12 protein-coding genes and 2 pseudogenes are annotated in these 14279 nt (G+C 64.1%); 8 read left to right on the forward strand and 6 right to left on the reverse strand.

Annotated elements, in window-relative coordinates; all coding sequences use genetic code 11:
• Positions 1-91 precede the first annotated feature (91 nt).
• Together pta and IRZ77_RS17540 are read right to left on the reverse strand one after the other, a co-directional pair.
• The gene (gene pta, locus IRZ77_RS17535) at positions 92-2179 is read right to left on the reverse strand and encodes a phosphate acetyltransferase (protein ID WP_046616043.1); all 2088 of its coding nucleotides are present in this window, start codon (positions 2177-2179) and stop codon (positions 92-94) included.
• Positions 2180-2210: 31 nt separating this feature from the next.
• Positions 2211-2513: a DUF3565 domain-containing protein gene (locus IRZ77_RS17540; RefSeq protein WP_108480137.1), complete on the reverse strand. Its 303-nt coding sequence runs from the start codon at positions 2511-2513 to the stop codon at positions 2211-2213.
• Between IRZ77_RS17540 and IRZ77_RS17545 the strand changes: the two genes are divergently transcribed.
• Both IRZ77_RS17545 and IRZ77_RS17550 read left to right on the forward strand, forming a co-directional pair.
• On the forward strand, positions 2512-2997 hold the full coding sequence (locus IRZ77_RS17545; RefSeq protein WP_003259610.1) for an FKBP-type peptidyl-prolyl cis-trans isomerase: 486 nt from the start codon (positions 2512-2514) through the stop codon (positions 2995-2997). The genes IRZ77_RS17540 and IRZ77_RS17545 overlap by 2 nt on opposite strands.
• Positions 2998-3141: 144 nt before the next feature.
• Positions 3142-3624 (forward strand): glutathione peroxidase, encoded by a 483-nt coding sequence (locus tag IRZ77_RS17550; RefSeq protein WP_085600727.1) that lies wholly within the window; start codon positions 3142-3144, stop codon positions 3622-3624.
• A gap of 131 nt (positions 3625-3755) precedes the next feature.
• On the opposite strand, the gene IRZ77_RS17555 is transcribed toward IRZ77_RS17550, so the two are convergent.
• Positions 3756-4946, reverse strand: coding sequence for a glycosyltransferase family 4 protein (locus tag IRZ77_RS17555; protein ID WP_085600725.1), 1191 nt, complete (start codon positions 4944-4946; stop codon positions 3756-3758).
• 301 nt (positions 4947-5247) lie between these two features.
• On the opposite strand from IRZ77_RS17555, the pseudogene IRZ77_RS27315 reads away from it, so the two are divergent.
• Together IRZ77_RS27315 and IRZ77_RS27320 are read left to right on the forward strand one after the other, a co-directional pair.
• Positions 5248-5847, forward strand: a pseudogene (locus IRZ77_RS27315) (PAS domain-containing protein); the annotation flags it as partial.
• Positions 5848-6075: 228 nt separating this feature from the next.
• Positions 6076-6435 (forward strand): annotated as a pseudogene (locus tag IRZ77_RS27320) (methyl-accepting chemotaxis protein); the annotation flags it as partial.
• 92 nt (positions 6436-6527) lie between these two features.
• Here the strand turns inward: IRZ77_RS27320 and cysZ are convergent.
• Entirely contained in the window at positions 6528-7256 is a 729-nt protein-coding gene (gene cysZ, locus IRZ77_RS17565; protein WP_196174001.1) for a sulfate transporter CysZ, read from the reverse strand.
• A 329-nt stretch (positions 7257-7585) separates the two neighbouring features.
• On the opposite strand from cysZ, the gene trxB reads away from it, so the two are divergent.
• Entirely contained in the window at positions 7586-8548 is a 963-nt protein-coding gene (trxB, locus tag IRZ77_RS17570) for a thioredoxin-disulfide reductase (RefSeq protein ID WP_025337720.1), read from the forward strand.
• 61 nt (positions 8549-8609) lie between these two features.
• Here the strand turns inward: trxB and nadC are convergent, their stop codons facing one another.
• Complete coding sequence (nadC, locus tag IRZ77_RS17575) at positions 8610-9458, reverse strand: carboxylating nicotinate-nucleotide diphosphorylase (protein ID WP_196174003.1); 849 nt, start codon at positions 9456-9458, stop codon at positions 8610-8612.
• A gap of 242 nt (positions 9459-9700) precedes the next feature.
• Here nadC and IRZ77_RS17580 point away from each other — a divergent pair, with 242 nt between their 5' ends.
• The 3 genes from IRZ77_RS17580 (at position 9701) to ampE (ending at position 13375) form a co-directional block, all read left to right on the forward strand.
• Positions 9701-11848, forward strand: a complete 2148-nt coding sequence (locus IRZ77_RS17580; RefSeq protein WP_153670673.1) for a DUF1631 domain-containing protein — start codon at positions 9701-9703, stop codon at positions 11846-11848.
• Between the two features lie 127 nt (positions 11849-11975).
• A complete protein-coding gene (gene ampD / locus IRZ77_RS17585) occupies positions 11976-12548 on the forward strand; it encodes a 1,6-anhydro-N-acetylmuramyl-L-alanine amidase AmpD (protein WP_046616051.1) in 573 nt (190 codons plus the stop codon).
• Positions 12545-13375 carry a regulatory signaling modulator protein AmpE gene (gene ampE, locus IRZ77_RS17590; RefSeq protein WP_025337724.1) on the forward strand — a complete coding sequence of 277 codons (831 nt, stop codon included), beginning with the start codon at positions 12545-12547 and terminating at the stop codon, positions 13373-13375. Before ampD ends, ampE begins: the two co-directional genes overlap by 4 nt.
• Positions 13376-13501: 126 nt before the next feature.
• Here ampE and IRZ77_RS17595 read toward each other — a convergent pair whose 3' ends face one another.
• A complete protein-coding gene (locus IRZ77_RS17595) occupies positions 13502-14278 on the reverse strand; it encodes a TatD family hydrolase (RefSeq protein WP_153670674.1) in 777 nt (258 codons plus the stop codon).
• Position 14279 lies beyond the last annotated feature (1 nt).

Raw genomic sequence — 14279 nt, forward strand, 5'->3', positions numbered from 1 at the left:
ACCCTGTGGGAGCGGGTTCACCCGCGAACACCGCGCCGCATTCTTCGCGGGTGAACCCGCTCCTACAGGGGCTGCAAAGCAGCCCCAGCTTTTAGCCCGCCACGCTGGCCTGAATCGCCGTCAGGGCAATGGTATGCACGATATCGTCAACCTGAGCCCCGCGCGGCAGGTCGTTCACCGGCTTGCGCAACCCTTGCAGCATCGGTCCCAGGCTGACCCCGTCGGTGCTGCGTTGCACCGCCTTGTGGGTCGTGTTGCCGGTGTTCAGGTCAGGGAACACGAACACCGTCGCCCGCCCGGCTACCGGGCTGCCCGGTGCCAGGTCCCGTGCGATCGCCGGGTTGGCCGCCGCGTCATACTGCAACGGCCCGTCGATCAGCAGGTCTTGCGCCGCGTCCTGTGCCAGGCGAGTCGCTTCGAGCACTTTCTCGACTTCCTCGTCGCTGGCCGAATCGCTTGAGTAACTGATCATCGCCACCCGTGGCGCGATGCCGAAGGCCTGCGCCGATTCGGCACTCTGCCGGGCGATCTCGGCCAGTTCGACAGCACTTGGGTGTGGGTTCATCACGCAGTCGCCGTACACCAGCACCTGCTCGGGGAACAGCATGAAGAAAACCGACGACACCAGGCTCGAGCCCGGTGCGGTCTTGATCAACTGCAGGGCCGGGCGGATGGTGTTGGCGGTAGAATGCACCAGGCCCGAGACAAGGCCATCCACTTCGTCCAGCGCCAGCATCATGGTACCGATCACCACCGGGTCTTCCAGTTGCTGCTCGGCCATTGGTGCATTGAGGTTCTTGCTCTTGCGCAGTTCGACCATCGGCTCCACGTAGCGCCGGCGAATCACCTCGGGGTCGAGGATTTCCAGGCCCGGAGGCAAGGTGATGCCCTGGGCGCGGGCCACGGCATCGACATCCTCGGGCTTGGCCAGAAGCACGCAGCGGGCAATCCCGCGGGCCTGGCAGATAGCTGCAGCCTGCACCAGCAGCGGCTCGGCGCCTTCCGGCAGGACGATGCGCTTGTTGGCCTGCTGCGCTCGCTGGATCAGCTGATAGCGGAACACTGCCGGCGACAGGCGCAGTTCGCGCGGGGTGCCGCAACGCTGGTGCAGCCAGGCGGCGTCGAGGTGGCTGGCGACGAAGTCGGTGATGAATTCGGCGCGCTCGCGGTCGTCCACCGGGATTTCTCGGTTCAGCGAGTTGAGCTGGTTGGCGGTGTCGTACGAGCCGGTACTGACCGACAGGATCGGCAGGCCAGCCTGCAGGGCGCCACGGCACAAGCCCAGGATGCGTGGGTCTGGCTTGCCGTCACTGGTCAGCAGCAGGCCGGCCAGTGGTACGCCGTTGATCGCTGCCAGGCTGACGGCGAGGATGATGTCGTCGCGGTCGCCCGGCGTCACCACCAGGGTACCCGAGGTAAGCAGCGGCACCGTGTTGGCCACGGTGCGCGCGCAGATGATGATCTTGCTCATGCGCCGCTGTTCATAGTCGCCGGCATTGAGCACCTGGGCACCGAGCAGGTCGGCCACGTCTCGGGTGCGCGGTGCGTTCAGTTCGGGCTGGTAGGGGATGCAGCCGAGCAGGCGGAAGTCGTTGCCGCGCAGTAGCGGCGAGTGTTCGCGCAGGCGGGTGGAAAAGTCCGCCATGCTTTCGTCGGTGCGCACCTTGTTGAGGATTACGCCGAGCACTTTCGGGTCGCGCGGGCCGCCGAACAACTGTGCCTGCAGTTCGACCCGGCCGGACAACTCGCTGAGCACTTCGTTTTCCGGTGCAGATACCAGTATCACCTCGGCATCCAGGCTCTTGGCCAGGTGCAGGTTGACCCGCGCCGCATAGCTGGCGTGGCGCGTGGGCACCATGCCCTCGACCACCACCACGTCGTTGCCGATGCAGGCTTGCTGGTAGAGGCGGATGATTTCTTCGAGCAACTCGTCCAGCTGGCCATCGCCGAGCATGCGCTCGACGTGGGCCAGGCTCAGCGGCACGGGGGGCTTGATGCCGTGGGTGCGGGCGACCAGCTCGGTGGAGCGCTCGGGGCCGGTATCACCCGGGTGGGGCTGGGCGATCGGCTTGAAGAAGCCGACCTTCAGGCCGGCACGCTCCAGGGTGCGCACCAGGCCCAGACTGATAGAGGTCAGGCCGACACCGAAATCGGTCGGCGCAATGAAAAATGTCTGCATGCGTGCTTCTCGAAATAAGCGGTGCAAGAAATTAACGGCCAAGGGTAGCGCTATCGGCCCCTTGTGCGCACCAGCCGCAAGCGAAAGGCTGGCCGATGCTCTGTGCGCGCTGGGCCGGATCGAGCACCCACGGGCGCGCCTGCCACGGCGGCTGGTGGCGCAGGTGCTGGGTGTGGCCGCAGGACAGTTCGGCCACCCAGTGGCCCTCTTCGTCCTGGTGGAAGCCGGTGATCCGACTGATGGGCCGTTGCTCGTCCGCAGTGCGTTCGCAATCGGGCGATGGCTTGGTTACACTTGTTCGCTCTACATACTTTTGCAAAAGGTCTTGCCCCATGCTGATCGCCGCCAACAAGGCTGTCTCCATCGACTATACCCTGACCAACGACGCCGGGGAGACCATCGACAGCTCCGCTGGCGGTGCACCGCTGGTTTACCTGCACGGTGCCGGCAACATCATCCCGGGCCTGGAAAAAGCCCTGGAAGGCAAGCAGGCCGGTGACGAGCTGAACGTTTCCATCGAGCCGGAAGATGCTTACGGCGAATACCTGGCCGAGCTGGTCAGCACACTGAACCGCAGCCTGTTCGAAGGCGTCGACGAGCTGGAAGTGGGCATGCAGTTCCATGCTTCGGCACCGGATGGCCAGATGCAGATCGTCACCATCCGCGACATCGACGGCGACGACGTGACCGTCGACGGCAACCACCCGCTGGCCGGCCAGCGCCTGACCTTCCAGGTCAAGGTAGTCAACGTGCGTGATGCCAGCGACGAAGAAATCGCTCACCGCCACATCCACGGTGAAGGTGGCCATCACCACTGATTTTCTGCGCTAAGCTCAGATAGTCGCCAGGCGCTCGGGCAAGCCGATTTGCCTTCCTACGGGAGGTGGACGGCTTGGACGAGCGCCTTTTTAGTGGGCGGAATTCGTCTGCGCGGCAACCGGGAACCTGAGAGGGGATTCATCATGAGTGCATTTCACGACCTGAAACTGGACGCGTTGAACGGCGGGGAGCTGCCCCTCGCACCGTTCAAGGGCCAAGTGGTGCTGGTGGTCAACGTTGCCTCCAAGTGTGGTCTCACGCCGCAATACAAGGCCCTGGAGAACCTCTACCAGATTTTCAAGGAACGGGGCTTCAACGTGCTTGGCCTGCCATGCAACCAGTTTGCCGGCCAGGAGCCAGGCAGTGAAAAGGAAATCCAGGAGTTCTGCAGCCTCAACTACGGGGTGAGCTTCCCGCTGGGCGCCAAGCTGGAGGTCAACGGGCCGCAACGCCACTCTCTGTACCGCCTGCTGGCGGGTGAGGGGGCAGAGTTCCCGGGGGACATTACCTGGAACTTCGAGAAGTTTCTGGTGGGCAAGGACGGGCGGGTGCTGGCGCGTTTTTCGCCGCGCACGGCGCCGGATGATCCGACTGTGGTACAGGCTATCGAGAAAGCCTTGGCCTGAAGCGCCTGACGCGGTCCCTCTGTAGGAGCGGTCTTGTGTCGCGATCGGGCCGCATAGCGGCCCCCGGATATCAGCATTGTCGCAACTATCGAGGGGCTGCTCTGCAGCCCGATCGCGACACAAGGCCGCTCCTACACAGATCGCGTAGCACCCAGCCTCGAAGTTGGTGAAGTCGCAGCCTGGTTCCGGGCTGCATGCAGATACCCCTCGAACTGCTCGACAATCCCTGGCCAGCCCTGGCGGCTGGCATGCCGCCGCGCATTCAGGCGCACCCGGCGCAACGTCTCCTCTTCTTCCAGCAGCCAGCAGGCAGAGTCGATAAACGCTGCCTGATCCCCCGGCATGGCCAGTGCACCGCTGTGGCCATGGCGAATATGCTGCGCAGCGGCCGCTTCGTCATACGCGACCACCGCCAACCCCGAGGCCATGGCTTCGAGCACTACATTGCCAAAGGTTTCGGTCAGGCTCGGAAACAGGAACAGGTCACCGCTGGCATAGTGTTCGGCCAGCACCTCGCCGCGCTGGGCACCGCAGAACACGGCATCCGGTACCTGCTGTTCCAGGGCGGCACGCTGAGGGCCGTCACCCACCATGATCAGGCGCAGGCGCTTGTGTGGATACGTTTTCTTCAGGGCCTCCAGGCATGGGCGCAACAAACCCAGGTTCTTTTCTGCCGCCAGCCGCCCGACATGCAGTACGGCGATGTCATCCGGGCCGAGCCCCCAGCTTTCCCGTAATGCCGGGCTGCGCCGGGCCGGGTTGAACAGGCAGGCATCGACCCCTCGGGCCAGTAGCTCCAGGCGTTCGAAACCGCGGCGTTCAAGCTCCAGGCGCTGGCTGAGGCTGGGTACCAGGGTGGTCGTCGTGCGCCGATGGAACCAGCGCAGGTAGTTGGTGAGCAGGCGCGTCAGCAGGCCCAACCCGTACTGGCCGGAATACTGCGGGAAATTGGTGTGGAAGCCGCTGACCACCGCTACTCCCAGGCGCCGGGCCGCGCGCAGTGCGCTGAGCCCAAGTGGCCCCTCGGTGGCGATGTACAGCACATCCGGCCGCTGCCGACGCCAGCGGCGCATCAGCTTGTGCATCGACACCTCGCCCCACTGCAAGCCCGGGTAGCCAGGCAGTGGCCAGCCACGGCACAGCATCAGGTTCGGGTCGTTGTGCAGCGGTGCTTCACCGGCCTGGCGCGGGCGCACCACTTCGATTTCATGGCCGCGTTGGCGCAACCCTTCGCTCAGGCGGCCAAGGGTATTGGCCACGCCGTTGATTTCGGGTGGGAAGGTTTCGCTGACCAAGGTAATGCGTAGGGCGGGTGTATTCATGACAAAAAGTGTCCGCCTGCTGGATTGCGCCAATGTGACTGTCGTGTGACGTACAGGTGACGCCTGATCGCCGACGCTTTTCGCCTTGTGAATTTTCCTTGCAAGGGTGCTCAAGAGGGAGCAACGGCAGCCGATGAAGATGCATTCGACGATGCGCTCCAGGAGAGCGGTGATGTTCAACAACAAGCTCAAGCAAGAAATCCGGCAGTTGCGCGAAGACCTGATGTCCATCGAACAGGTCAAGAGTAGCCTCGACAGCGAGATGCTGGTACTGCAACTCGACCCCCAGGGGCGGATCGAGATGGTCAACGGCAACTTCGAGAGCGAGATGCTCTACCGTGCCGAACAATTGCTTGGGCGCAACATCGAGGACATCGTCCCCGCCCATGTGAAGTCGCTGGATTTCTACCAGCGCATGAAAGGTGCGATCAGCCGCGGTGAACACCTGAACGGTGCATTCCGCCTGCTGCGCGGCAATGGCCAGGAGGCCTGGTTGCGGTCGATCCTGCAGCCGGTAAAGAACAGCGAGGGGCGCATCAAGTATTTCACGCTGCACTCCAGCGACCTTACCCGCACCATCGAAACCTCCCGCGAGCACGAAAGCCTGATCAAGGCCCTGATGCGCTCCACCGCCGTGATCGAATTCGCCCTCGATGGCACCGTGCTCACCGCCAACGAACGCTTCCTGGCCACCGTCGGTTACCGCCTGGAGCAGATCCGTGGCAAGCATCACCGCATGTTCTGCGAGCCGGAGGAGGCCAACTCGGCCGGCTACCAGGCGTTCTGGGACAAGCTGCGCCGTGGCGAATATGTTGCCGACCGCTTCAAGCGTATCGATGCCCATGGCCGGGTGGTCTGGCTGGAGGCTTCATACAACCCCATCTTCGATGCCCATGACGTGCTGTACAAGGTGGTCAAGTTCGCCACCGTCATCACCGAGCAGGTCAACCAGGAGCAGGCGGTGGCCGATGCGGCGGATGTCGCCTACAACACCTCGCTGGGCACCGATGCCAGCGCCCGCAAGGCCACCGATGTGGTCACCCAGAGCGTCAGCGTGATGCGCGGGCTGGAAGCTTCGATGCAAGAGGCGGCAGAGGGCATCCAGGCGCTGGATACCCAGTCGCGGGTGATCGGTTCGATCATCAAGACCATCAGCGACATTGCCGGGCAGACCAACCTGCTGGCGCTGAATGCAGCCATCGAAGCGGCCCGCGCCGGCGAGCAGGGGCGCGGGTTTGCCGTGGTTGCAGATGAAGTGCGCCAGCTGGCCTCGCGCACCAGTACCGCCACCGAGGAAATCGCCCGGGTGGTGCAGCAGAACGAGCAACTGGCCCAGGCGGCAGTGGCGATCATCGACACCAGCAAGCGCCAGGCCGAGCAGGGGCTGGCGCTGGCGGACGAGACAGGGAGCGTGATTGTCGAGATCCAGGACGGGGCGAAGCGGGTGGTGGATGTGGTCGGGCAGTTTTCCAGCCGGTTGGGGCAGTAGGAGCAGGATCAGACGCGGTCTGCTTCTTGTGGGAGCGGCCTTGTGTCGCGAAAGGGCCCTCCCACAGGAGGCCGCGCAAGGTCCGAGAGGGATCAGTTGCGCTCCCGCACCCAGAACAACGTGGCCCCGGCCACCGCCGCCGGCATCATCAGCACGTTGACCAGCGGAATCATCAGCGCCAGGTAGGTTATTCCGCCAAAGCCCAGCGACTGCCAGCGCTTGCTGCGCAGCCAGGCCAGCATGTCCTGCCAGCTCATCTTGTTGTTGTCCGCCGGGTAGTCGATGTACTGGATAGCCATCATCCACACCCCGAAGATCAGCCAAAGCGGCGCTGCCACCACGTTGACCACCGGGATCAGCGACAGGATGAACAGGCCGATGGCCCGCGGCAGGAAGTAGCCCAGCTTGCGCATTTCACGGCCAAAGGTACGTGGCACCATGGTCACCAGTTCGCCCCAGCTGAACGCCGGGAAGTTGTCCTGGCCACGCACCACCACCTCGACCTTTTCCGCCAGAAAGCCATTGAAAGGGGCGGCAATGATGTTGGCCACCAGGGTGAAGGTGAAGAACACCATCAACACCACCAGGGCGACGAACAGCGGCCAGAGGATGTAGGTAAGAAAGCTCAGCCAGCTTGGCAAGCTCGGCATCAGGGCGTCCACCCACAGGCTGAACTGGTGGCCGGCGAAGTAGATCAGGCCGCCGAACAGCAGCAGGTTGACGGCCAGTGGCAGCAGCACGAACAACCGCAGGTTGGGGCTCAGCACCAGTTTCAGGCCTTCGCGCAGGTACTGGGGGCCAGAGAGGACAGGGGCTTGCATCGAGATACTCCGCAGAGAAGGAAAACGCGCTGACCTTACCGAGTTTGCCGCGCCGACGGAAGGCGAGCAGCGGGCGGGAAACCGGCTGTAACAAAAGCGGCAGGGCTTGGCTATCGATGAAATCGCTGAATAGACGATGCCTATGAGGTGGATTGTCGAAGGATATTTCCTTAATCTTTGCGACCTCGCTACAGTGCGCTCAACTTTCCGCTTTCTGGGCCTGCGCGTTGTAGCCTTCCCCAAGTGCTGCGTGGGTCCTTTTTAATTTTCCTGCTGGCGCAGCCGGCACACCGATGCCGGCCCAGCGGCCCGCTCGACAGGAGTTCGACATGTCTGAAGTACGTCATTCGCGCGTCATCATTCTCGGTTCCGGCCCTGCCGGTTACAGCGCCGCGGTGTATGCCGCCCGTGCCAACCTCAAGCCGCTGCTGATCACCGGCATGCAGGCCGGCGGCCAGCTGACCACCACCACCGAAGTCGACAACTGGCCGGGCGACCCCCACGGCCTGACCGGTCCTGCTCTGATGCAGCGCATGCAGGAGCACGCCGAGCGTTTCGAAACCGAAATCGTCTTCGACCACATCAACGCCGTCGACCTGGCCAACAAGCCCTTCACCCTGCAGGGTGACAGCGGCAAGTACACCTGCGACGCGCTGATCATCGCCACTGGCGCCAGCGCTCGTTACCTGGGCCTGCCGTCGGAAGAAACCTTCATGGGCAAGGGTGTGTCGGCCTGCGCCACCTGCGACGGCTTCTTCTACCGCAACAAGCCGGTTGCCGTGGTTGGTGGCGGCAACACTGCCGTGGAAGAGGCGTTGTACCTGGCCAACATCGCCAGCAAAGTGACCCTGGTACACCGTCGCGACACCTTCCGCGCCGAGAAGATCCTGGTCGACAAGCTGCACGCCCGTGTGGCCGAAGGCAAGATCGAGCTCAAACTCAACGCCACCCTGGACGAAGTGCTGGGTGACAACATGGGCGTGACCGGTGCGCGTTTGAAGAACAACGACGGCAGCAGCGACGAAATCAAGGTCGACGGCGTGTTCATTGCCATTGGCCATACCCCGAACACCTCGCTGTTCGAAGGCCAGCTGACCCTGAAGGACGGCTACCTGGTGGTCAACGGCGGCCGTGAAGGCAATGCCACCGCCACCAACGTCGAGGGCGTGTTCGCCGCCGGTGACGTGGCTGACCACGTTTACCGCCAGGCCATTACCTCGGCCGGTGCCGGCTGCATGGCGGCGCTGGATGTCGAGCGTTACCTGGATGGGCTGGCCAACGCTTCGTTCTGATCCGAGAGCGCCCCCCAAAAAAACCGGCTCAATGGCCGGTTTTTTCATGCCTGCAATCAGCTCACAGGCTCAACCGCATCGACAGGTCCACCGCCTTCACATCCTTGGTCATGGCGCCAATCGAGATGTAATCCACCCCAGTCTCGGCAATCACCCGCAAGGTCGTCTCGTTGATCCCGCCACTGGCTTCCAGTTTGGCCTTGCCCGCGGTAATGCGCACTGCTTCGCGCATCTCCTCCAGGTTCAGTTCGTCGAGCATGATGATGTCGGCACCTGCGGCCAGTGCCTGGCGCAGTTCATCGAGGCTTTCCACTTCGATTTCCACCGGCTTGCCCGGCGCAATGCGGTGCGCCGCAGCCACGGCCGCGGCCACTCCGCCACTGGCGGCGATGTGGTTTTCCTTGATGAGGAAGGCGTCGTACAGGCCGATGCGGTGGTTGTCGCAACCGCCGCAAGTCACGGCATACTTTTGCGCCAGGCGCAGGCCCGGCAGGGTCTTGCGTGTGTCCAGCAAGCGCACCTGGGTGCCTTCCACCAAGTCTGCCAGGAAGCGCGCACGGGTGGCGACACCCGACAGCATCTGGAGGAAGTTCAGTGCACTGCGCTCTCCACTGAGCAGCGAACGCGCGGGCCCTTCCAGATGGAACAGCGGCTGGTTGGCCGTGGCGCGCTCGCCATCGGCCACCTGCCAGTGCACCGCCACGCGTGGGTCGAGTTGGCGGAACACGGCGTCGACCCAGGCGGTGCCTGCGATCACGCAGTCTTCGCGGGTGATGATGGTCGCCTTGGCCAGGCGCTCCGCCGGGATCAGCTGTGCTGTGATATCGCCACTGCCGATGTCCTCCAACAGCGCGCGGCGCACGTTGGCTTCGATTTCAGCGGTCAGGTCGGCAAGGCGTAGGTTCGGCATGGTCGGCTCCACAAGCTAGATGCCGGCGATTATAGGGCAGGGGGCCGGTGTGTACAGTCGCCTCGGCGATGACCTTTGGTCGGCCGGTGTGAGCAAGCGGGGTAAATCAGGGTCATTAGCCAGCCAGTGAAACGGCGCTGGCAGCTGTGCGGGTTTTTACCGATAATGGTGACCAGTATTTGGCGTCATGACTTTGACGATCTTCAGCCCCTTTGGGCGAGACACCCTGCAAGGAGTACAGGATGCAAAAAGAAGGCAAGGTGGTGCCCTTGGCGGCAGCCATCGATCGAGGCGGGCGTGCGCCTCTCCCTTGCCTTCCGGTGTTGCTCCTGCAAGTGCGGGACAAGGCCGCCTTGCAGTTGCGTCAGGGCCTGCAGGACTTGTTCGACAACGCCGACGACACCCTCTTCGAGATGGCCGACAAGGCCTTCGACCGCAGTGACCAGAACCTGTACTTCGAGGCCATGCGTGACCTGCGCCTGAAGCGCAAGAGCATCGAGCGCGGTTTTCTCGACACCTTCTATGATGCCTTTGCCCGTATCGGCCAGGTCGACCTGCTGGCGCGCCTGGTCGAGCCGGGCAACCTGCGCAGCAAGGCCCAGGTGGAGAGGGCCGCCGCGATCGAAGGCATGGTCGCGCGGGTGCTGTCACGTGACGGCATTGCCTTGCAGCAACTGGGCCTGCGCTTGCAGCTACTGCTCGACCGCCCCCTGCACGAGCAGCACAACCCGCTGGGGCCCGCGGCGCTGTGCGGCTACTTCCTGGACGCAGGCCGTAACCTGGGGGTTGGCCTGCGGGTCAAGCTGGTCCTGCTCAAACTGTTCGAGCGCTATGTGCTGCGCGATGCCGATGTGATCTATGGCGAAGCCAACCAATTGCTGGCCGCCGCCGGTGTGCTGCCCGAGTTGCCACCGGCACCGCGCCGGCGCGCCGAAGACCGGCGCATGAACGCACGGCGCGGGCCGGCGAACCTGGGGAGCGAGGTGGGTGCGGACGCGGCAGGGCAGGCGTTCTTTGCCTCGTTGCAAACTCTGCTGGCCCCGGCGCGTGGGCAGTTCGCGCCTCGTTTGCAGGCGGTGGCCGCCGCCCAGCCAATCAGCACCGCCGACCTGCTGCGGCTGCTTTCGCATTTGCAGCACTATGTGCCCGCTACCCACGAGGACGATGATTTCGAGCTTGGCCAACAGCTTGAACAATTGCTGCTGCGGGTGAGCGTGCGCAGTGGCACACGGCGGCGCATCGACGTGGCCGACGAGGACATGATCAACCTGGTTGGCCTGCTGTTCGCCTTCATCCAGAGCGACGACAACCTGCCGGCCAGCCTGCGTGCGCTGATCGGGCGCTTGCATATTCCGCTTTTGAAAGTGGCCCTGCTGGACAAGGGGCTGTTCAGTCGGGCCAGCCACCCGGCCCGCCGCCTGCTCAACGAGATCGCTGGCGCGGCAATCGGTTGGGAATGCGGCAGCGACGGCATGCGCGACAGCCTGCACCTGCGGGTGGAGCGTATCGTCCAGCGCCTGCTCAATGATTTTGCCGAGGATGCCAGCCTGTTCGCCGAACTGCTCGAAGACTTCCTCGCTTTCAACCAGGACGAGCGGCGGCGCAACGAGCTGCTTGAACAGCGTACCCGCGACGCCGAAGAAGGGCGTGCCCGTGCGCTGCAGGCCAGGCAGCAGGTGCAGCATGCACTCAATCAGCGGCTGCGCGGCCGGTTATTACCGCAGGTGGTGGTACAGATGCTGGTGCAAGCCTGGAGCCAGGTACTGCTGCTGGCCTGGCTAAAGCAGGGTGAGGCATCCCAGGCCTGGCGAGACGCCTTGCAGACGATGGACACGCTGCTGGTCAGCATCACCCCGCCGCATGAACCGCATGCCTTGCTGCAGCAGGTGCCGGACCTGCTCAAGGCACTGCGCGATGGCCTGGCCAGCGTGGCCCTGGACTCGGCAAAGACCCGCGAGTTCTTCCTGCAACTGGAGCAGTTGCACCTGCGAGCCTGCGCGGGTACCGCGATGCAGCCCGGTGGAGAGGTCCAGCCGTTGAACGAGGTGCTGGTGGACGAGGACATCGTCCTGGCGATTGCCGAAGAACCCGCTTGTGCTCCGTTGCAGTTTGCCGACGGGCAGGCTGTGGCGCTGCGCCAGGTGCAGCGCCTGCGTATCGGTACCTGGGTCGAGGTGCGGGACGAGGACGAACCGTTGCGCTGCAAGCTGGTGGCTCGCATCGACAGCAGCGACCGGCTGGTGTTCGCCAACCGCACCGGCATGAAAGTGCGTGAATGGAACGGAGCCAGCCTGGCCCAGGCACTGCACCGAGGCGACGTGCGAGTGCTGGATGACGGGCTGCTGTTCGAGCGGGCGCTGGAAGCGGTGCTCGACAGCTTGCGCCGTTAGGAGCAACGGCCCTGCGCTAGGGCTGCAAGCATGCCCGCTCCCTCAGCATTACAATGATTCACATGCAAACGCCGTTGGCCACAGGGCATACTGTTGACCTGTTCACGGCGTTTTCAGGATCTGCCCCATGCAATTGGACCGTGCCACTGGCTGGTTCCACGGAATCGGAATCACCCACTGCCCCTCGCCGAACTTCAATCCCCGCCCCGAAGGCGAATCGATTTCCCTGCTGGTGATCCACAACATCAGCCTGCCGCCTGCCTGTTTCGGTACCGGCAAGGTCCAGCAATTCTTCCAGAACCGCCTGGACCCCGACGAACACCCTTACTTCGCCAGCATCAGCCACCTGACCGTCTCGGCGCACCTGTTCGTCGAGCGTGACGGTACGGTGACCCAGTTCGTGTCGTTGCTCGACCGCGCCTGGCATGCCGGTGTGTCGTGCTTCGACGGGCGTGAAGGCTGTAACGATTTCTCCATCGGCATCGAACTGGAAGGCACCGACGACCTGCCTTATACCGATGCGCAGTACGCGGTGCTGGAGCAACTTACCCGGCACATCCGCGGTGCCTGGCCGGCCATCGACCTGGGCCGCATCCAGGGTCACAGCGACATTGCCCCGCAGCGCAAGACCGACCCCGGCCCGGCTTTCGACTGGCCGCGCTACCGACAGGCGCTGCAGCAAAAAGAGGACAAGGCATGAGTTTTCTGGTGTTGTTGCTGGCGCTGTGGGTCGAGAAATTCTCGGCCCTGCGCCATCAGGTGCAGCGCGATGGGTTCTTCCTTGGCGAACTGGTACGCCTGGAGCGCAGCGGCAAGGTGCACCCGTGGTGGACGCTGGCCATCCTGGTACTGGCACCGGTAGCGCTGCTGGTGTTGCTGCTGCATGTACTGGACCCGGTGGCGTACGGCTTGCTGGCATTGCCGGTGCACCTGCTGGTGCTGATCTACAGCTTGGGCCGCGGCGATGCCAAGGCATCGTTGGGGCCGTTCCGCGATGCCTGGCGGCGCGGTGACGACCAGGCCGCGTTGCATGTGGCCGAGCGCGACCTTGGGCTGGCGGCCGACGAACCGCACAGCCTGTTGGTGCGGGTACAGGGCAACCTGCTGTGGCAGGTGTACCAGGGCTTTTTCGCGGTGATCTTCTGGTACTTCGTGCTGGGTCCGGGGGCCGCCCTGGCCTATCGCCTGCTGGCGCTGTGCGGCGAACACAGCAAGCAGCCGACGTTGAAGGCCCGTGCCGAGCAGCTGAGGCATATCATGGACTGGTTGCCGGTGCGGGTGCTGGCCTTGAGCTTTGCCCTGGTCGGCAACTTCCTCGCGGTTACCCGTGTGATGCTGCACGAGGTGCTCAACTGGCACATCAGCGCAGCGCACCTGGTGGCCCGGGTCGGGCGCATTGCCGATGACATTCCCGAGGAAGAAGACAGCCAGCGCGGGCTGGGGCGGCTGGACAGCCTGTGGGAGCTGTTGCTGCGCTGTGCGGTGCTTTGGTATGCCGGGTTTGCGCTGTGGACGGTGCTTGTCTGAACTGACACGCTGGCTTCTTCGCGGGCTTGCCCGCTCCCACAGGTACTGCGCCGGCCTACGATTTGCGCGGCCCCTGTGGGAGCGGGCAAGCCCGCGAAGAGGCCCACGCAGGTGCCAGCACTTCAGTTACCAGCCAAACAACTCGCAAGCATTGCGGGTGCTGGCTTCAGCCAGCTCCGCGACATCCACACCCATCACCTGCGCCAGCGCCCCGGCAATTTCCGGCAGGTGCTCCGGGCTGTTCCTCACCCCTGGGTACATGACCGGCGCCATGTCCGGCGCATCGGTCTCCAGCACCACGCTGTCCAGCGGCAACCGCGCCAGGGTCTTGCGCAGCCGTAGGGCCTGCGGCCAGGTACCCGCACCGCCAAGCCCAAGCCGGAACCCCAGCTTGATGTATTCGCGGGCCTCTTCGTAACTGCCGGCAAACGCATGTATCACCCCCGCCCGCGCCGGCTTGTAGCGCTTGAGCGTGGCGATCACCTGGGCATGGCTGCGGCGCACGTGGAGCAGGGCGGGCAGTTCGAAGTCGCAGGCCATCTGCAGTTGCGCTTCGAACAGCGCCTGCTGGCGGGCCTTGTCCAGGTCTTCGAGGTAATAGTCCAGGCCAAACTCGCCTACGGCACATAGCCGTGGGTCGCCGTGCAGGCGCTCCAGCCATTCGCGCAGCTGCACCAGGTGCTCCGGGCGATGCTGGTCCAGGTAGATGGGGTGCAGACCGAGCGCGGCGAACAGGTGCTGGTCGGCACAAGCCAGGTCCCACACCCGCTGGAAATTCGCCTGGTACACCCCCAGGACCACCATCCGCTCAACCCCTCGCGACATCGCGTTGGCCAGCAAGCGCGGGCGGTCGGCGTCGAAATCGGGGAAGTCCAGGTGGGTGTGGGTGTCGATCAGGCGCATG

The organism is Pseudomonas pudica (assembly GCF_015680405.1).
GTDB lineage: Bacteria > Pseudomonadota > Gammaproteobacteria > Pseudomonadales > Pseudomonadaceae > Aquipseudomonas > Aquipseudomonas pudica.